General features: G+C 59.1%; 19 protein-coding genes, 1 tRNA gene and 1 pseudogene. 11 read left to right on the top strand and 10 right to left on the bottom strand.

Annotation, left to right across the window (positions count from 1 at the left end; all coding sequences use genetic code 11):
* The first annotated feature begins 511 nt into the window (after positions 1-511).
* Positions 512-712, top strand: a complete 201-nt coding sequence (locus ATB98_RS23655; protein ID WP_153435796.1) for a hypothetical protein — start codon at positions 512-514, stop codon at positions 710-712.
* 269 nt (positions 713-981) lie between these two features.
* On the top strand, positions 982-2,280 hold the full coding sequence (locus ATB98_RS23650) for a tyrosine-type recombinase/integrase (protein WP_066878114.1): 1,299 nt from the start codon (positions 982-984) through the stop codon (positions 2,278-2,280).
* Here the strand turns inward: ATB98_RS23650 and ATB98_RS23645 are convergent.
* The gene (locus ATB98_RS23645; protein WP_066878112.1) at positions 2,265-3,005 is read right to left on the bottom strand and encodes a hypothetical protein; all 741 of its coding nucleotides are present in this window, start codon (positions 3,003-3,005) and stop codon (positions 2,265-2,267) included. The genes ATB98_RS23650 and ATB98_RS23645 overlap by 16 nt on opposite strands.
* 88 nt (positions 3,006-3,093) lie before the next feature.
* On the opposite strand from ATB98_RS23645, the gene ATB98_RS23640 reads away from it, so the two are divergent.
* Positions 3,094-3,981 (top strand): hypothetical protein, encoded by an 888-nt coding sequence (locus tag ATB98_RS23640; RefSeq protein ID WP_153435797.1) that lies wholly within the window; start codon positions 3,094-3,096, stop codon positions 3,979-3,981.
* 118 nt (positions 3,982-4,099) lie between these two features.
* Here the strand turns inward: ATB98_RS23640 and nusG are convergent, their stop codons facing one another.
* Positions 4,100-4,669, bottom strand: a complete 570-nt coding sequence (gene nusG / locus ATB98_RS23635; RefSeq protein WP_234782009.1) for a transcription termination/antitermination protein NusG — start codon at positions 4,667-4,669, stop codon at positions 4,100-4,102.
* A 192-nt stretch (positions 4,670-4,861) separates the two neighbouring features.
* Here nusG and ATB98_RS23630 point away from each other — a divergent pair.
* A pseudogene (locus tag ATB98_RS23630) lies at positions 4,862-5,653 on the top strand (ATP dependent DNA ligase); the annotation flags it as partial.
* Positions 5,654-6,260: 607 nt separating this feature from the next.
* Complete coding sequence (locus tag ATB98_RS23620) at positions 6,261-6,842, top strand: hypothetical protein (RefSeq protein ID WP_066878100.1); 582 nt, start codon at positions 6,261-6,263, stop codon at positions 6,840-6,842.
* 278 nt (positions 6,843-7,120) lie between these two features.
* Here the strand turns inward: ATB98_RS23620 and ATB98_RS23615 are convergent, their stop codons facing one another.
* The 5 genes from ATB98_RS23615 to ATB98_RS29205 form a co-directional block, all read right to left on the bottom strand.
* Positions 7,121-7,414: a hypothetical protein gene (locus tag ATB98_RS23615; protein WP_066878098.1), complete on the bottom strand. Its 294-nt coding sequence runs from the start codon at positions 7,412-7,414 to the stop codon at positions 7,121-7,123.
* A 620-nt stretch (positions 7,415-8,034) separates the two neighbouring features.
* Complete coding sequence (locus ATB98_RS23605; protein ID WP_066878094.1) at positions 8,035-8,589, bottom strand: hypothetical protein; 555 nt, start codon at positions 8,587-8,589, stop codon at positions 8,035-8,037.
* Between the two features lie 5 nt (positions 8,590-8,594).
* A complete protein-coding gene (locus tag ATB98_RS23600) occupies positions 8,595-8,885 on the bottom strand; it encodes a hypothetical protein (RefSeq protein WP_066878093.1) in 291 nt (96 codons plus the stop codon).
* A 5-nt stretch (positions 8,886-8,890) separates the two neighbouring features.
* On the bottom strand, positions 8,891-9,349 hold the full coding sequence (locus ATB98_RS23595; protein WP_066878090.1) for a hypothetical protein: 459 nt from the start codon (positions 9,347-9,349) through the stop codon (positions 8,891-8,893).
* Positions 9,346-9,522, bottom strand: a complete 177-nt coding sequence (locus ATB98_RS29205; protein ID WP_153435798.1) for a hypothetical protein — start codon at positions 9,520-9,522, stop codon at positions 9,346-9,348. Before ATB98_RS29205 ends, ATB98_RS23595 begins: the two co-directional genes overlap by 4 nt.
* 167 nt (positions 9,523-9,689) lie before the next feature.
* On the opposite strand from ATB98_RS29205, the gene ATB98_RS23590 reads away from it, so the two are divergent.
* The 3 genes from ATB98_RS23590 (at position 9,690) to ATB98_RS23575 (ending at position 11,496) form a co-directional block, all read left to right on the top strand.
* Positions 9,690-9,908 (top strand): hypothetical protein, encoded by a 219-nt coding sequence (locus tag ATB98_RS23590; protein WP_037470690.1) that lies wholly within the window; start codon positions 9,690-9,692, stop codon positions 9,906-9,908.
* Positions 9,909-9,915: 7 nt separating this feature from the next.
* Positions 9,916-10,506, top strand: coding sequence for a hypothetical protein (locus ATB98_RS23585; protein ID WP_066878088.1), 591 nt, complete (start codon positions 9,916-9,918; stop codon positions 10,504-10,506).
* Positions 10,507-10,950: 444 nt separating this feature from the next.
* Complete coding sequence (locus tag ATB98_RS23575; protein ID WP_153435799.1) at positions 10,951-11,496, top strand: hypothetical protein; 546 nt, start codon at positions 10,951-10,953, stop codon at positions 11,494-11,496.
* A gap of 158 nt (positions 11,497-11,654) precedes the next feature.
* Here ATB98_RS23575 and ATB98_RS23570 read toward each other — a convergent pair.
* Both ATB98_RS23570 and ATB98_RS23565 read right to left on the bottom strand, forming a co-directional pair.
* Positions 11,655-11,730: transfer RNA gene (locus tag ATB98_RS23570), tRNA-Thr, on the bottom strand.
* 79 nt (positions 11,731-11,809) lie between these two features.
* Positions 11,810-12,820, bottom strand: a complete 1,011-nt coding sequence (locus ATB98_RS23565) for an NAD(P)H-dependent flavin oxidoreductase (RefSeq protein ID WP_066878082.1) — start codon at positions 12,818-12,820, stop codon at positions 11,810-11,812.
* Between the two features lie 313 nt (positions 12,821-13,133).
* Between ATB98_RS23565 and ATB98_RS23560 the strand changes: the two genes are divergently transcribed.
* On the top strand, positions 13,134-14,282 hold the full coding sequence (locus ATB98_RS23560; protein WP_066878080.1) for a biotin transporter BioY: 1,149 nt from the start codon (positions 13,134-13,136) through the stop codon (positions 14,280-14,282).
* A 207-nt stretch (positions 14,283-14,489) separates the two neighbouring features.
* Here ATB98_RS23560 and ppk2 read toward each other — a convergent pair whose 3' ends face one another.
* Complete coding sequence (gene ppk2 / locus ATB98_RS23555; RefSeq protein ID WP_066878078.1) at positions 14,490-15,392, bottom strand: polyphosphate kinase 2; 903 nt, start codon at positions 15,390-15,392, stop codon at positions 14,490-14,492.
* A 178-nt stretch (positions 15,393-15,570) separates the two neighbouring features.
* On the opposite strand from ppk2, the gene phoR reads away from it, so the two are divergent.
* Together phoR and ATB98_RS23545 are read left to right on the top strand one after the other, a co-directional pair.
* On the top strand, positions 15,571-16,833 hold the full coding sequence (gene phoR, locus ATB98_RS23550; protein ID WP_066878076.1) for a phosphate regulon sensor histidine kinase PhoR: 1,263 nt from the start codon (positions 15,571-15,573) through the stop codon (positions 16,831-16,833).
* 193 nt (positions 16,834-17,026) lie between these two features.
* Positions 17,027-18,061 carry a PstS family phosphate ABC transporter substrate-binding protein gene (locus ATB98_RS23545; RefSeq protein ID WP_066878074.1) on the top strand — a complete coding sequence of 345 codons (1,035 nt, stop codon included), beginning with the start codon at positions 17,027-17,029 and terminating at the stop codon, positions 18,059-18,061.
* Positions 18,062-18,077 lie beyond the last annotated feature (16 nt).

Here is an 18,077-nt window from a genome sequence, read left to right as displayed (position 1 = left end):
TGCAAATCAGTCCCTCTGTTGCAGCCGTAGGGAATCACGGCAAAAACCCAAAAGCCAGAGGGCTTTTTCAGCAGCCTGTTAAATCGAAATCGATTTAAGGGGACATGCTGTGATTCTCCGCCTTCATGGCGCTGGCGTCAATGTTGGCCGCACGAGTTCAGCCCAGCGGCCGGCAGAAAATGGCGCGTGGCCCTATCCATTCTTAAGTTGACTTTGATGGGTGTGGGCACTTGTATTTCTATCGCGGATAATAAACTACCGATTGTGGGATGGTTCTGGCTCAAGAAGCCGAGCGAACCAGCCGTGACTGATCAACCGGCTCAGATGAAGGCTTTCGATATGAAGGGGGGCGCGCTTCTTTTAACCGCGGCAATGATGCCGACCATTGCTGTTTCTCAATCCTTGGCCGCAAAGGCCACGACGGCGATTACGGTCGTAACCTACAAGTGCCTGGGGGGGAGGGCTTTCGGTGGCCTACGCGAGGAAGCGCTCGGGAGAGGAGTCCGTCATTGTGGAACTCGCCGACAAGACCGTACGGATGTGGCGTCTGAAGGACAGGTCTGAACCGGTGTTTGTCTCGCTGCACGATGACACCGGAAGCTACCGCTGGCGGCCCAAAGGAGAGTCTGGCGTGCTGAGTTGGCTTGGACCGGAGGCGACCGCGACGGAGAAGATCGTGTTCGACGACTGCCACGCCACTTCCGCCAAATGAAGGATGTACGGCGGAGCAACCGAAAAGCTCTGCCCGGCGACATGAATAGAGGAGGAAAATGGTGCCGCTTACGTGACTCGAACACGTGACCCCATCATTACGAATGATGTAAAATCATCTTTCTCCAGCATTCATCGCCTATCACTAAGCTTTCCTGTTGACCTTGAAGGCCAGGGCTTGGCTGCATTTGAGGGGTCGTGATAACACCATTACCAATCACTACCATTCACCCGATTCTGTTACCCCTCGTTACCCCAGAGAAAGCCCCGATGGCGAAGTCGGTCCTGAACCAGAAGAAACTCGAAGCAATCGCGAAGTCGGCTGCCGCAAAGGGCTACAGCGCCCGAACCGAAATTCCAGATGCAGGGCAACCTGGACTGTATTTGGTGGTGCAACCCAGTGGGTCGATGAGTTGGGCATTCCGTTATCGTCATGCCGGCCGTCCGCGCAAAATGACGATAGGTCCATTCGTGCTCGGGGAAGATGCCACCTTCACGCTGGCGAAGGCTAGGGAGGCGGCACAGGAAGCGTCTCGCATTGTGTCGGATGGCAGAGACCCTGCCGAGGTGCGCGAGGAGGAACAGGCGCAGGTTCCAGAGCCCGAGCCGATTAAGGTGGATCTTGTCGGCGACGTTCTCGATGAGTTCGTGAAGCGTCACGTTAAGAAGAAGAATCGCGAGAGCACTCAGACGAACACCATTTCCTTCATAGACAAGCGCATCCGACCGGAGTGGAAGGACAGAGACGTCCGGACAATCACCAAACGCGACGTCGTGAAGTTGTTAGACGATATCGCCGACTCCGGGGCGCCGGAATCGGCGGCCCGCGTGCGCGCCATCCTGAGCAAGTTTTTCAATTGGGCGGTGGATCGCGACATTGTCGACGCGTCGCCCGTTCCGAAGGGCTCGACAGCCAAGCAGGGCGCCAGTCGGGAGCGCGTTCTGACAGATCAGGAAGTCAGGCTTGTATGGCTTGCCTGTGAAAAGGTCGGATGGCCATTCGGGCCACTCGTCAAGTTGCTCCTGCTGACGGGGCAGCGCCGCAATGAAGTCGCGCATGCTCCGAGGTCCGAATTCGAACTCGGCGGCAATAACCAGCTCTGGACTATACCGCCTGAGCGATCGAAGAACGGAAAGGAACATCTCGTCCCGCTGACTTCGCTCGTGGTGGAGGTGATCTCGGGTTTGCCAAAAATCGGCGAAACGTACCTGCTCTCAACGACCGGAGAGAGCCCGATCAGTGGCTTTTCGAGAGCGAAGAAGGCGATCGATGCCGAGATGCTGAAGATTGCAAAGGAAGAGGCGCTCGGCTCAATTTTGAGCCCAGACGATGTAAAGCTGGAGGGTTGGACTCTGCACGACCTGCGCCGAAGCGCAGCCAGTGGAATGGCGCGTTTGGGAGTTCCTGTGCACGTCGTCGAGGCGGTGCTAAACCACCAAAGCGGAACGATCAAAGGCGTCGCGAAGATCTACAACCGCTATGAGTATCTGGACGAGAAGAGGCAAGCCTTGGCAGACTGGGCAGAAATGGTTCAGCGCATCACGGCTCGGGATCAAGCGCCGGTCTGATCCTCTGGGTCTTCTTCTGCGCGTTGCGGCTGCTCCATGAGCTTGCGTCGCTCAGCGAGAATGATATCGCGTTCTCGCTCGCGTTTTTCGATCTCTGCCTTATTGGTTTTAGCACCTTCTAACCAAAGGCTTATTTCCTGGTGGGCCGCTTCCTGTGCTAGGTCCAAGTCCTGACTGCTCCTGATGACAGATTCCATCCGATTTTGAAGATCAACAAAATCGACCCCCTCCAGCCGTTTTTTTTCTTCCCGCCTCTTTTGTCTTGCGGCAGTCAAGGATTCGGTTGTTTCTTGGAGGCGCAGCCTGTCTTGCCGTAGCTGCTCAGTCACTTCATCCAGTGACTTGGCTTGGCGCAACCCCCCTGTCGTTCTCAGTATAAGGTCGAGGTCCATCGACAGATCACCGACGTGGTCGAATAATTCCTCCGAATAGAGCTCAGCAAACTCCGCAAGGCGTTCCGTTAGCCGATTTTTGCTTCTGCTGAAGCTGGATTTGGCCGATTTCACTCGGTTAGCAAAACGGACTGCCAAGTTATCAACGGTGTTTAAGTTCTTGGCGATGCTGAGTGCTCTCTCGTCGGTAAGCAACGCTAGCTGGCAGAGGCGTCGAATTACTTCAGCGCGTGACTTGAATCCATGCCGCTCTGCCCACTCGTCAAGGGTCTTCGCTTCTGTTTCGGAGAGCATCATTTGGAACTTGATGGTCTTTAGTTCGCCGCGCGCCATAGAGGTTTCCCCAAGTTTTCCGGAATCGTAAAAAACCACTGGGCGCTCACGAGATACGTTCGGACGCGACCAAGAGAAAGTCGCAGGATTGTTTCGAAATCCGAAACTCTTCCGCGATCTATTGGCTTCACATCACCGCCAGAATGTCCAACTGCAAAAGATGGTGCTAGACGTCGGCAAGCAAGCTGCTGACGCGCGCACGTCGCTGGAGCAGGAGTTTGCACGCAGGCGCGCGCAACTCGATGAAGAGGTTTCTAGAGAGGAAGCAGCGCGATCCGACCGACTGCAAAAAAGACTTGCAGAATTAAGCGAACAAGAGGAGCTGCTCTCTCGCAGAGAGCGCGAGTTGGATGACCGCAGCAACACGCACGCCCGACGCGAATTGCATAGAGACCTAAAGGCCAAGATAGCTCAACGGGCCGACAGCCTGCGCGTCACGCCCGAGACAACCGCTAATCGGAGACCGATCCATATCGCGGTAATTGCGTCGATGATCTTCCTCAGCATTCTGGTGGTTTACTTTTCGCTACAGTTCGGCTCGCTTCCGCAAAACTCCACTGCAGCGCAAATTATTGTCACCGGTCTCAAGCCGGCCTCGATGACGCTCGCGCTGCTGGGCCTCATGGCGTGGTACTTGCGGTGGATGAACCGCTGGTTTGAACGGTATGCCGATGCGGAGTTTCACTTGAAGCAATTTGAATTGGATATCGATCGAGCAAGCTGGGTGGTCGAAGCTGCTCTGGAGTGGAAACTCTCGCAAGACCGACCAATGCCAGAGCATTTGCTCGAGACAATATCGAGAAATCTTTTCTCCAAGAGCGAGAAGGACGAGTCCGCTGACATGCATCCGGCCGACTACTTGGCGTCAGCGATTCTGGGCCGCGCTTCCGCGCTCAACTTAAAGGTTCCGGGCGGAGAAATATCGCTCACAGGACGGGACCTCAAAAAGCTACAGAAGGATGAAGCTGTAGCTTAGAGTAGCCGGGGAGAATTTTGGCAATAGAAGCCCGCAGGGGGAGCGCGAAACCTCCCCTAAGCCTCGTGGGTCACTCTATGGCGCCCAGCAGAACAGGCCGCAAATCGCTGGCGATAATCTAGGCTACTCGCCTGATACTTTCAAGCCCGATTTCCACTTCGCGCAGAGATCCGAACATCTCCACAACTGCTTTTATTGCTCGACGGCCTACTACATTCGTTACTGCGGCGTAATGACCTGAGAGCGGCCCGTCTTTGACCTGCACGGTATCCCCGGCGCGGAGACGACGAACAGGCGGCCGAAGGACGTCGAAGTCTCCACGCTCCTGCGCGTCCTTGATCTTTTCGATCACCGACCAGGCGACGGGCGCGGGGTTGCCGCTGGCGTCGCCGAGGACAGCCGACACGTTGCGGATATCCCGCAGCGTCGCAAAGTCCCGCGGCGCCAGGCAAGCGAAGGCGTAGCCCGTGAACAACGGGAATTCTCGCATGAGCCATCGCTTGTTTCGGTGATGCCGGATCTCTCGCCGCATCGTGGGGCAATAGGTGTCGATGCCCATTTCTTGCATTTCCTGGACAGCCTTTTGTTGCTGCCCTGCCCGCATCCGTATCACGTACCACTCACCAGAATGCACCATGCGAAGCGCTCCTTTTGCAGATGAAGAAGAATAGCAAATTATTGATTCCATTGCACTATCCTCCCACGATCTGCCGGTATTGCGCCGTCAAGTAATCCACCGGTTCCTCGATCGGCGCAGCATAGCTTTTGATGACGGCCGCTATCCCCAGGCTGGACAATTCGTCCGCGCGCTCGTTGCCGACTAAGCCGGCATCTGCGATTAGGTCTTGTATGGCCCGCACAGTCTCTTCGTCGATTCCCGGTCGTGGAGGGCTCGTATGACTGGACCAGCAAGTTCTCGTCGATCGCTGACGACGCGCGGCGGCTCGCGGTTAAGTCCGCAATACTCGACGGTGAAGCTGTCGTTCTGGATGAAAAGGGCAGGGCGGATTTCGGTATGCTGCAGAGGGCGCTCGGCCGCCTGCCGTCGCCGTACGATGCCGGTGCCATCATCTTCTTTGCTTTCGATCTGCTTTACCTTGACGGATGCGACCTGCGCCGACTGCCGCAGCGAGAGCGCCGCCGTCTGCTGGAACCAATCGTCGCCGGCCGTGAGGGCGCCATTCGCTTGTCGGAACAAGTTGAGGCGGACGGGGAAGAGTTCCTGCGCGTCGCATGCGCACACGGTCTCGAAGGCATCATAGCGAAGCACCGGGAGAGACCGTATCGCTCCGGCCGACATGATTGCTGGCGTAAGATCACCTGTACCCGCCGCGACAGCTTCGTGATTGTCGGTTTCGAGCCGTCGACCGTTCCCGGAGCGATTGGTCGGCTGCTGCTGGCGGCGCGAAAGGGAGGCGAGCTCGTCTATGTCGGCTGCTGCGGGACGGGATGGAGCCACCAAGAATCGGTCAAGCTGCGCGAACTCCTGGAAGAGATCGAGACGGGCGCGCCGGCGGTGAACCTGAAGCGTAAGGGGGCAGTCTTTACGCAGCCGGTGTTGGTCGCCGAGGTCGTGTATCGCGCCTGGACCGACGAGGGGAAGCTACGGCATCCGTCGTTCAAGGGGATCAGGGAACGGGCGGACGATACGGCGATCTATGAGCTGAAATAGCTCGCTCGGCGGGCCGACCACTCGGGAGTTGGTCCGGAGCAGGGTCCGGGCAATTGCCGGATGGGCCGCATTTCGGCTCCACAAGCCCGCTCGCTTGATCCTGGCGCTTTCCGATGGCGAGTACCGGATAGAACCTGGCACGTCTGTGGCGACTACGGCGCGGGCTTTCGGGAATGACGGAGAAAGCGGTTCGGGATTTGAGGCTTTACGCGTCCCGGTATTTCCATCTCGAATTGCATGCGCTATGAGCCTGACAAATTCCTTTCATTTTTGGCTGTTAACGGGATGATACCACTTCAAGGTTTACTTAAGACTGTGGCGAAGGGTTTGTCGCCCAACACTGAGGCGCTGCTGGTATTCGGCCTTGCCTGTGTGGCAGCCATCTTGATGTACCTAGGCGTGAACCAATGGCTGGCTTGCTTATTCCCGCTAAGTCTCTATCTTTTGTATCGATGGAGAGCGGAACAAAGCGAACGCCATAAAGTTGAAATGGCGCGACTGGCGTTGGAGAAGCTGGACGTCTCGCGCAGTGCAAGGCTCGAGAAGGCTTGGAATAAGACAATCCAAATTCAGACGAAATCGTCATCCAAGGTTAGAAGCAAATAAAATGGGCGCTGCTATGATATTCGATCTGCAAATGCTTGTAGCCCCGCTGGCCTCTCTCGCGGTCGGCGTGCCCTTAGCCATGCTTTCGCACCAGAGGAGCAAGCGGCTCAGAGAGCGGCGGGACGACTTGGAAGAAACGCACAAGGCAATGGTCGAGCACTATAACGCCATGGATAAGATCCTCGCGGATGCGACCGTAAGTGACGAGATTAAGCTGACGCTATTTGCCGTAACGCGGTCCCTCGGCAATCGGGACATAGCGGTCAAGGCATGCCATGAGCTGGTTTCTCAGAAGGGTTTCACCGGCGAAAGGAGTGGGTTTTCGAGGGCTGTTGACGCTGTGCGCGAAACACGCCCCGATTTGGTGCGTGAGATCGAAACGGCAATGTCTTCCAGCCTTTTTATTATGATGCTTCGCTGGCCCGAGACTTCTAAGCGGTTCAAGGATTTCGTTATCGCTTCTATGATGAACGAGAACCGCGAGATAACCGTCTTCTCTCGCGTTTCGAAAGTCGCGAGGGACAATGGCGCTATTTCCTCCGAGGTAAAGAGCGTTTTCGCGGACGGCGCTTGCGCAGCCTAGTCTCTTTGGAAAATTGTTGACGCATGCGATGACCAGTAGCCGCGGCGTCAACTCTCATCTCTCCTTCACCAGTCGGCTGGTACGCCTCACCTCCACCCAATCACTGACGGTCGGCGCGTGGCCCCACCACGGCGCAACAAGAAAGCCGGGCTGAACCCGACCTTCGTTGTCCTCCCCTATGTCGCTGCCAGTACATCCGTGGTCAACGGCACGAGGGACTTCGGTTCCCGATCTAAAGCGCTGCTCGAATTCTGAGACACGGAGGAAGACACGGCATTTCAGGTGCGTGTCCTCACCAAATATGCAAAGTGCTGAATATTCTCCAGGATCTTCTCTGGTCCATAGCCACCTCGATCATGGACCCCGATCGCCATCAGCGCAAACCCCTTAAGGCCATTGAATTTCTCTTCGATGTAGTCGGAAATTCCTTGCCCGCCGGCATCATCGAGAGCTTCGTACACATCTCCCAGTAGCCTATGCATCTCGTTCTCAATTGTCGGGCTCTGCTTGTTTTGCTCCAGGCTTTCCCTTGCGAGCGTTTCAATGAGTTTCAGCAATTCTTCGAGGCTCATGATTCGGTCTCCGTCTCAACAAGCGAGACTATCATCGGTCTCGAACAAACATAGTCCGTCGTGTGAGGGCTCGTTGGCCGCGGAGGCTAGTGCCGGACGGCTTTCAGGGGCAAGGTCAGTGGCGGCCCGTTACGGATGGAAAATTGCCTTCGGAACTGGCGAGAGGCGGTGCCGTCGAAGAGGGATCGAGGAAGCGAAGGGCTAATAGCCCACTTGCAAGGCGCTGCTGAGTCAGCGCTTAGGTCCTGATGTCTGACAGCACTAAGCGGCAAAATGTACTCTGGCCTGCGAAGGCCTTCGTCCGGGTTTCCTAGCCAGGTCAGCACCACGAGGATTTCCCCTCCGAGCTCGATCGCGTCAAGTGCGCCCAGCTTGTCTCCGACGGTGACGTGAACCGCCTGCTCGTGGAAGATGAATGCACTCAGCTTTATGTCGTCTCCAGGAGCAGTTGGGGGCATATTCGTTCCTTTATTAGCGAGGGATTTCTCGGCGGACAGTCTGCTGCAGCGATTGTTACTTTTGCCCGTGGTGTGTCTGATTGAGCCGCGCCCCTATCGGCGGTGGCAGGCTGCTACTTGCAGCTCCTGCAACCTCATCAGCGGGCGTGACTTGCCCCCGCCCTAACGGTCATTCGGATCTTCGTCTTTTATTTGCAAGCCGAAAATCTCTTCCCACGCCTCGAAAAGCATCGGTTTTGCCACGCGCAGCAAATTCTCATTGGCTTCTTTCAGCTTGTTCAGGTGGTCGAGAGCCGCATATGGAACTTTCAAATATCGGCTGTTGTCCCACTTTCGCTGCTGGATCAGATACGCCCCTTCCCTGACTATTTTCTTGGTGGCTGGATCTCTCGTGTAATCAGACACGGGAATCCCGTGCATGAGAGCATCCCGCTCAGGCCCCAAATCTGCCAATACCTTTAATGCCGTCATTGCTTGTTCGGCTCTGTCCCTGGAGTCATTGAATAAGTTTGGCTCGTGCGCGATCAGCTTCCGCATATACGCCAGCCGGAGGCCGTCGCTGTTGAATTGCGCGAGGCCCAACCGAATGGCAGCAAAATTCTCGAAGCCCATCTCCTTCGGCAGAGAATAGACTAGGCCCATGGCCTTCCCCCATTCGATGACAATCTTTCCAAGCAGGGCCTCTGTCTCCCGCCATTCGTCATCGTCGTTCACCATGCCATCTACTCTTTTCCATCGAGGACTATTTTCAGTACGCGAATGATGTCGGCCGCGTCCAGGAGGTGGTCTCTAATCTCAGCCGGCGACAGGCTGTAAGCTCTCGACGCGGCCACCTGAAGATCAATCAAGACATCCTTCTCGCGATTGCTGCCCTGGATGCCGGTCTGGTCGCGCATATCGCGTATCGTGGCGATCGAGCGGTTGAGCAAGCGCTTCACCTCGAACGGCGTGAGCCTGTCCGCTTCGTTCGCGGCCCTGATCAGCTCGGCAATGAACTGAGTGGTGAGGCTCATGGATTTTAAGGCTTCAGTACGTCGGTGGCACGAGCGGCTGCGACGAAGAACAGAACGAGAGATAGCGCTGCCACGAAGGGGGTACCCCACAGCGTAAACGCTACCACGGCACGCGCCAGCCGAGAAACGGCGGTCTCCTTGCCGTCGCGAATGTCTTTGAGGTGTTGTGCGTAGACATGCATTGCGGTGGAAAAATTAATCCAAGCTAGGCCGCCTGCGACAAGCGTCGTTCCAACGCCATAAATCAAAAGTGGTCCACACGCTGCGTACAAAGCCGCAGTCTTTAGCCCGGCTTGTGAAATTGCCACCAGGGAACCGGCGTGAACGGCCAACAGTGACGCTAGTACCCACTTTCCATATTGGAACTGGCGATCGACGGCTGCTAGGTAGACATCCTTGTAAAACTGGAATCGAATCTCGGGCGCAACAAGGGCGGTAGTTGAAGGGTTGATTGGCTCGGTCACTTGCCCTCGCTGAGGTCTTCTTCGATAATCCGCTCGTCAACGGGTTCCGCCGTTCTACTTCTCGGAGAGCCGTCTTTTCCAGCATTTTTGTCTTCTGCGGCATCAATCCGGGCCTGACGACGCGCCAGAGCTCTTACAAACGCAATCAGCGGTGTTTCTCGCCTTTCGACCATTGCACACCTTTATCCCTGAGCATTTTTGATCTTCTCAGCAACCGCCGCCCTGTCCAATCGGCGAAGATGCCTTCAAGCTGTGGATACTTGGGAAAAGTTCAACTTCTGATTCGCATTGGGCGAATTGATTTACTGAGATGCAGCCTTTCCAACGAAAGAAGGTTGCCATGTCAGAGCTTGCGGAACTGCTGAAACAGAAAGCCGAAATTGAGGCGAGGATTGAGAAAGTCAAAGCTGCGGAGGTGGACAAGATGAAGCTTCAGTTCGCCGACTTGGCTACTCAGCTTCGCGAACTGAACGCCTTGCCTGACCTAGTAGCAGCGCTCTTTACCGACAAGGCCGGCACGTTCAATGCCTACCGAACGATGAGGGTCAAGAAGGCCTGAGGCACCGATGTCTCTGGCCTACTTCGCGAGAAATGCCGCTGCCGCTGAACGGGTCAGGGCGCAGATTCTGCGCACGGGCTTTACGCTCTTCGGCCAGCGAACCTGGAAGGCTGAAGAGGATTTGGTCTGCCGGCTCTTTCATCCAGACTACTTTGCGATTCAGCAGATCCTCTATAATCGAACGCCGCGCGCAGTTCGGGCCCGCTGTCAGAAGCTCGGACTCGCCAGACGACGTCGGCAGTGGGGCCCCTTGGACAAACAAAAGCTTCGAAAGCTCTACCCGTCCACGTCCCGCGAAGAGATATGCGCTGCGTTCCCCGACGTGGCGTGGGAGAACATCCAGGCGGTTGCGCGCTATTACGGCTGGAAGAGGAACAAGAAACCGTACAAGATCACCGGTGTTGTCTCTCTGGACCAGGTCCGCAAGCGTTGCTACGAGATCAAGTGGACGATGCGCGACCTAGACGAGGAGAGCCGCACTAAGCGCTACTTCCAGACACGCGGATACCGCAGCAGGCATCCAAATTTTAAAGAGATCAATCGAGCGGTGAAAACCCTCGGCGGGCAAATGGAAGTTCGATGGGCTGATGAGCCCTGAGCGTCACGGTTCAAGGCGCCAAAGCTGAACTGCCAACACGGCGGAATGAGAGCTCGCCCCTGTCCTGCTATGTCTGTTGCCGAGGGGTTATCGCGGTTTCGCGAGCCGCACACCAGCGCCGCCTCCGTTTTCAGGTATAAAGACCACGCCGGCTCGTTCAAAGGTCAGGCGAATGAGCTTGAGGTTTGAATCCCTCATCTCGCCCCCTTTTTCGAATGCCCTGATTGATACCGCACTGATCGAAACGCGCGCGGAAAGCTCTGTCTGCGTCCAATCCAGAAGTGCGCGTGCGGCCCGGCACTGCTCAGGTGTGATCATAACTTTCCTTTTTCGAAACTTTTCGCTTGCGGATGTAGATTGGGTATCTTATGTTAAACACAAGTTAACGCCCAAATAGGAAAGTTGCAAGGCGTTGACTCCCGACAAAGCGAGAGGATCAAAAGAATGCCGAACACGCCCGTTCTGGCAGCCGCCGAAGGCTTGCCGATACTCACCAGTCCATCGCCACTCCTCGAAACGTTCGATCGGCACGCACATGCTTATGCCGTCGACAGCGCGGCTTGGACCGCTGTTGGTGATTTTGAAGACGCACCGCAGATTTGGGCCATGCCGGAAGCAAGAGTGCAGTGCGGCCGGACGCTCCTCGGGCGTGACGATGAAGGAAAGGAAATCTGGCAGCCCAGCTACTGCTACTCCGTCGAAAGCATCACAAAACGCATCGAGGAGCGCCGTGACAATCACTTGTCCATGTACTCGGGTGACCGGAACAAGGCGCTTCGGGCCGACGTGGAGGCTCAATACGCACGCGTTCTAAAGGAAAAGCTCGATCAGTTTGCCGCTGTCGAGGCAGACCGAAAGCGCATTGAGGACGAGTGCGGGTACACCCAGGCTATGGAAGCGGCGCGGGGCACCAGCGCGGTTGTGAAGGAGATTGGAAACCACCGTGAAACTGAAGCCAGAGGCGATCAGGATTATCTGCAAGAAGGATGACGCCTACGCGGTCATGCACTCATGAATATTCGAGACGTGATGAGAAGGCCCGCTGCTTCGGTGGCGGGCTTTTTTGTTTCTGTTACCCGGAACGTTACCCCGGCCGCGATTTTCGAGCCAGAGGGAGGGGTGATTTTCCGCTAAGTGCTTGAAATAAATGGTGCCGCTTACGTGACTTGAACACGTGACCCCATCATTACGAATGATGTGCTCTACCGACTGAGCTAAAGCGGCCCTTGAGGTGGTTCCGCAGGCGCGCCCGCGGAACGAATGTGACGCGCTGATAAACGCAAAGCGCCGAGATTTCAAGCCATCAGTTTCGAGAACTTGAAAATTCCTTTGCCCGCGGAGCGTCGGTGCGGGCGCCGAGGGCGAGGCGGGCGCGGGCGGCGGTGTATTCGCGTTCCAGCCGATCGACCAAGTGGGCGACGGTGCCGATCTCGCGGATGGCGCCGATCCCCTGGCCGCAGCCCCAGATGTCCTTCCAAGCCTTTGCGCCGTCCGCCGCCTTGCCGAAATCCATTTTGGACGGGTCCGCTTCGGGCAGGTTGTCCGGGTCCATGCCGGCGGCGCGGATCGAGGCCTTGAGGTAATTGCCGTGGATGCCGGTGAAATAGTTGGAATAGACGATGTCGGCGGCGCTGCTGTCGACGATCATCTGCTTGTAGGCGTCGCTGGCGCGGGCTTCCTCGGTGGCGATGAAGGGCGAGCCGATATAGGCCATGTCGGCGCCCATCGCCTCAGCCGCGAGGATCGCGCCGCCGGTGGCGATCGCGCCCGAAAGGAGGAGCGGCCCGTCGAACCAGGCGCGGATTTCCTGGACGAGCGCGAAGGGCGACAGCGTTCCCGCATGTCCGCCTGCGCCGGCAGCGACGGCGATCAGCCCATCGGCGCCTTTGCGGATCGCGGAATTCGCATGGCGGTTGTTGATGACGTCGTGCAGCACGATGCCGCCATAGGAATGGATGGCGGCGTTGACCTCCGGCACGGCGCCGAGCGAGGAGATGACGACGGGCACCTTGTATTTGACGCAGAGCATCAGGTCCTGTTCGAGCCGCGTGTTCGACTTGTGGACGATCTGGTTGACGGCGAAGGGGGCGGCCGGCCGGTCAGGGTGCCTTGAGTCGTGGTCGGCGAGCTTTTCCGTGATCTCCGCCAGCCATTCGTCGAGCTGCGATTGCGGCCGGGCGTTGAGCGCCGGGAAGGCGCCGATCACGCCGGCCTTGCACTGGGCAATCGTCAACTGCGGATGCGAGACGATGAAGAGCGGCGCGCCGACGACCGGCAGTCTCGTCTTTCCGGAAAGAATTGGCGGCAACGACATCGAAGGTCTCCATGCTATTGACGTTTGCGTAAACGTCAAAACAGATAGCAGCAACGGCGGCGCTTGCCTACTGCCTGTCTCCTCAAAAATCGACGCACCCGACAAGCCGGCAGTGCCTTGGAGAGGCTGTCGGCTGCGGCACTTCAGGCGGCAGTGACGACCTTTTCCCCGAGAATGCCGGCCGCGACCGACGGCGCACTTGCAGATTCCGAAAGCGGCAGTTACCCAATCGTTAATAAAACCAACGGCGTGTGGCGGGAAGAGGCGGGGACCGCGGCTCACCGCCGGAAGGCCTCGCGCAGAAGGATTTGATGTGAGCGGATTGGAAACTGCGATCAGGAACGCGCTGGAACGGTCGGACCGAAGCAATGCGGAGATCCGCGCGCGCATCTATCAGTCGGCGCGTCAGGCGCTGGAAAACGGCCTGCAGAAGCAACAGATCGAGGATCCGGAGGTCATCGCCAGGCAGCGCCATCGTCTCGAGGCGGTCATCCGCGCGATCGAGACGGAGGAGCGCGCCGCCTTGAGGGCGCGTGCCGCGGCGACGCCGGTCGTGAGCCTCGGCGAGGTCAAGGCCAGAGCCGATACGCCCGCGCACGGCGTCGAGGCCGCCGCCCCCATCTCGGCGCGGCGGGAACCGGAGCTCAAGGCCGGCGGGCGTGCCGAGGCGCAGGCCGATGACGGGCTTGCGGCCTTGCGTCCGGAGCGCGACGGGCCGCAAGCGCCGGGGCTTTCGCCTGTCGACGACCGGGCCGGAACGCCCGCCGGCGTCGCGCCCGATCTCGGCGTCACCGACAGGCGCCCGCGCAAGCGCAAGCGCGGTCGCCTTCTTTCCTTCGCCATGGTCCTCGCCACCGTCGCCGCTGCGGTCGGCGCCGCCGTCTGGTGGGTGCAGACGAACGACCTCCTGCGGGCGCCCTCCGATACCAACGTCGCCAACCCGCCCGCCACCGTCGAGAGCGAGGATTTCGGCGGCGCCGCCGGCTTGCAGAATCTCGGCGCGCAGGAAGGCTTCTCCGGCGAGTGGCTGGAGGTCTTCGCCGCCAGCGACGCAGCCGCGGTGAAACCGGGTCCACGCGCAAAGGCGGAGCCCTTGGAAGACGGCGTCGAGCGCTTGCGCCTGACCTCGGCGGCGGCAACGAAGGACGGCGACGTGGAGATCGAAATTCCCGCGGACGCGCTGGCGCAGCTCTCCGGCAAATCCTCGACGATCGCCCTGAGCGTGCAGGCGATGCCGGGCAAGACGACCGAATTCTCCGTCGAATGCGCTTTCGCGGCGCTTGGCGACTGCGGCCGCCACCGCTTCACCGTGCATGACGACCGGATGGATGTGCTTTTCAAGGTCGTGTTCAGGGGCAAGCCTGCGCCGAACGGCCCCGGCCGGCTCGTGATCAACAGCGACGTCAGCGGCGGCGGCAACAGCCTGGACGTCTACGCGATCCGCGCTCTGCCCGGCCAATGAGCCGGGGGGCCTGAAGCGCGTCGCAGCCAATTCATGTGGCGCGCCTTAGAGCGGGATGCGCTCACATGCGTTCGCGCCACCGCTCTATCTGTTTGTTTTTACCGCATGTGTGCGACGTCAGGTGATTCCACCTGACTGCAAAATGCTCTAGGTTCTGTGCATGTCGTTGTCCCATAACCGTTGCACACTTTTGGGCGACTTGCATTCTCACCCGAGAAAGCCCGGACCGGAACCGACGATCTTGTCGTCGATCTCGCCGATCGCCGCCTCGTCCTTGCCGTCATAATCGAGCGTCGTCAGCATGTGGCGGATCAGGTTGATCCGCGCGCGGCGCTTGTCGTTGCCGCGGATGACGGTCCAGGGAGCGTGGTCGGTATGCGTCTCCTTCAGCATCCGGTCGCGCTTTTCGGTGTAATCGTCCCACTTGTTGAGCGCTGCGATGTCCATCGGCGAAAGCTTCCAGACCTTCAAGGGATCATGGCGGCGGTCATGGAAGCGCTTCAACTGCATCTCCCGGCCGATGTTGATCCAGAATTTGAAGAGATGGATGCCCTCCTCGGCAATCATCTTTTCGAAGCGCGGCGTCTCCTTGAGAAAATGCTCGTACTCTTCGGGCGTGCAGAAGCCCATGACCGGTTCCACGCCGGCGCGATTGTACCAGGAGCGGTCGAAAAGCACGAATTCGCCCGCCGTCGGAAAGGTCGCCACATAGCGCTGGAAATACCATTGGCCGCGCTCGGTCTCCGTCGGCTTGGTGAGCGCGACGATGCGCGCGGAGCGCGGATTCATATAGGCCATCGTGGCGTGGATGGCGCCGCCCTTGCCGGCCGCGTCGCGTCCTTCTAAGACGGCCATCACGCGCCTGCCCGTCGCCTGCATCCAGAATTGAACCTTCACGAGTTCGATCTGCAGCCGCGTCAGCGTTTCCTCGTATTCGTCCCCATCGAGCTTCTTCCTGTAGGGATAATCGTCGGAGGCGAAGGCCTCGTCGTCGATCCATTTCGGCAGGTGCGGATCGTCGACATCGAAGAGATGCGTCTTGCCGCCGATCTTCAGTTCGACCGCCCTGCTTCCCTGCCTGGCGGCAACCGGCGCTGCTTCGGAACCCATCTGCGTTTCTCCCCGGGCATTGGATTTCTCAGGAGGAGGCCACAATTGCATTGCGGATTCAAGCATGTCGTGAAAATCATGTCATGAAGCACCGCTATCTCTCGGCCTTGCTGGCCGCAGCCGAAGGAGGGATTCCTCGGCCTGCCGGCGAAGTCAGCGAAGGCGGGGAGACGGCACGTTGAGCGACGAGGGTATTGTGTTGGATGGCGCGAAGGTGTTCTGGCAAGGCCTTCTTCCGAGGCTGAAGGCCGAACGCCTGGTTCTCGGGCTCTCCGTCGTGCTCGCCCTTCTTGCGGCGTTCGCCGGCATCCCCGTGCTCGCCATCCTGCCGCTCTGGATCGTGTTCGTCGCGGCACTCCTCAGCCGCAACGCGGCGCCGGCCAGGCCTGTGGCCGCCGCGGCGTCGACGCAAGCGGAGAAGGGAGGGGATCCGCTGATCCCGGTGCTGAACGCGCTCGACATGCCGGTGATCGTGATCGCGGCCGATGAAACCGTTCTCTTCCAGAACGTCGCCGCCGAGAAGGCCTTCGGCACCATTCCGCCCGAAAGCTATCTCTCCGCCCGGGTCCGCTCTCCCGGCATTCTCGACATGGTGCGCGAGACCATTGCGACGGGCAAGGTCAATCAGATCGAGCACACCGAAAGGCTGCCTTCGGATGCAGTCTATGTCGTCCGCGTCGCTCCCGCCGACATCGGGGCCGGCGATTCCGGCCGCCGCGTCTTCCTGCTGACCTACCGCGATATTTCGCAGGCCCGCCGCATCGACCGGATGCGCTCCGATTTCGTCGCCAATGCCAGCCACGAGCTGCGCACGCCGCTCGCCTCGCTGCGCGGCTTCATCGAAACGCTGCAGGGGCCGGCCCGCAGCGATCCGAAGGCGCAGGAGAAATTCTTCGGCATCATGCACGAGCAGGTGACGCGCATGAGCCGGCTCGTCGATGATCTTCTCTCCCTCTCGCGGCTCGAACTGAAAGCCCATATCGCTCCGGAGGACCGGGTCGACCTGGTGCCGCTTCTCGGCCACGTCCGCGACAGCCTGGCGCCGCTTGCGGAAGCGCTCGACGTGACGGTCGCGCTCGACGTCCCCGGCGCGCCGGTCTTCGTCCAGGGGGACCGTGACGAACTGGTCGAGGTCTTCGAGAACCTCGTCGAGAACGCCTGCAAATATGGGCAGGAAGGCAAGAAGGTCGACGTCCGCCTGACCGGCGGCGAGGGCGGCGGGGCGGAGGTGGCGGTCACCGATTATGGTCCCGGCATCCCGGCCGAGCATGTGCCGAGGATTACCGAGCGCTTTTACCGGGTCAACGTCGAGGCGAGCCGGTCGAAGAAGGGCACGGGTCTCGGGCTTGCCATCGTCAAGCATATCCTCACGCGCCACCGCGCCCGCCTGCTCATTCATTCGGAGGTCGGAAAGGGTACGGTCTTTACCGTCCGTTTCTGACACGAAAGGCCGCCAGAAAATTGAGTGCGTGAAAATCATCAAATTTTTTCAAGGTGATAGGCTGTCACAAATGTTTCACGGAATTGACATAAAACATGTAGTCGTCGGCGGCTAACTAGGGGCCGCCGATCACCGGCGAAGAGAGCGCTCTATCCGTAGCGCACCAACACAAGCCCATTCCGGGAGAACATCAATGAAAGCTCTTAAACTCTCCGTAGCGGCACTCGTTGCGTCCGCGGCGTTCGCGGGCGTCGCAGCGGCTCGCGACCAGATCCAGATCGCCGGCTCCTCGACCGTTCTTCCCTATGCCAAGATCGTCGCCGAGACCTTCGGCGAGACGTTCCCGGACTTCAAGACCCCGGTCGTCGAATCCGGCGGCTCCTCCGCCGGCCTGAAGGAATTCTGCAAGGGCGTCGGCGAAGACACGATCGACATCGCCAACTCCTCGCGCAAGATCAAGGACAGCGAAATCGAAGCCTGCAAGGCCGCCGGCGTCACCGAGATCCAGGAAGTCAAGATCGGCTATGACGGCATCGTCTTCGCGACCGACGCCGGCAATGCCGACCTCGCGCTGAAGCCGGAGCAGCTCTACAAGGCGCTCGCCGCGGAAGTCGTCGTCGACGGCAAGCTCGTCGCCAACCCCTACAAGAAGTGGTCGGAAATCGATGCTTCGCTTCCGGACGCCGAGATCGCCGCCTATATCCCGGGCGAAAAGCACGGCACGCGCGAAGTCTTCGAAGAGAAGATCCTTGCCCACGGCTGCAAGGACGCCGGCGCTGTCGATGTCATCAAGGCTGCCATCAGCGACGAAAAGGCCGCTGCCAAGAAGTGCGTTGCCGTGCGTAAGGACGGCCTGGCCGTCGACATCGACGGCGACTACACCGAAACGCTGGCCCGCATCGCCTCGAACAAGAGCGGCATCGGCGTCTTCGGCCTGTCGTTCTACGAAAACAACGCCGACAAGCTGAAGGTCGCGACCGTCAACGGCGTCGTCCCCTCGACCGAGACGATCGCTTCCGGCGAATATCCGGTTTCGCGCCCGCTGTTCTTCTACGTCAAGAAGGCGCATCTCGGCGTCGTCCCGGGGCTCAAGGAATATGTCGAGTTCTTCGTCGACGACCAGATGATCGGCCCCGACGGCCCGCTCGCCGAATACGGCCTGGTCGCGGCGCCCGACGCCGAGCGCGAAGAAATCCGCAAGACCTTCGAAGCCGGCAACCTGCTCTGATCAAGACGTCCCGGTG

It is taken from the genome of Sinorhizobium saheli, from assembly GCF_001651875.1.
In the GTDB taxonomy this organism is placed as follows: domain Bacteria; phylum Pseudomonadota; class Alphaproteobacteria; order Rhizobiales; family Rhizobiaceae; genus Sinorhizobium; species Sinorhizobium saheli.
The sequence above is the reverse complement of the archived record's forward strand: the minus strand, read 5'-3'. Positions and strand labels throughout refer to the sequence as shown.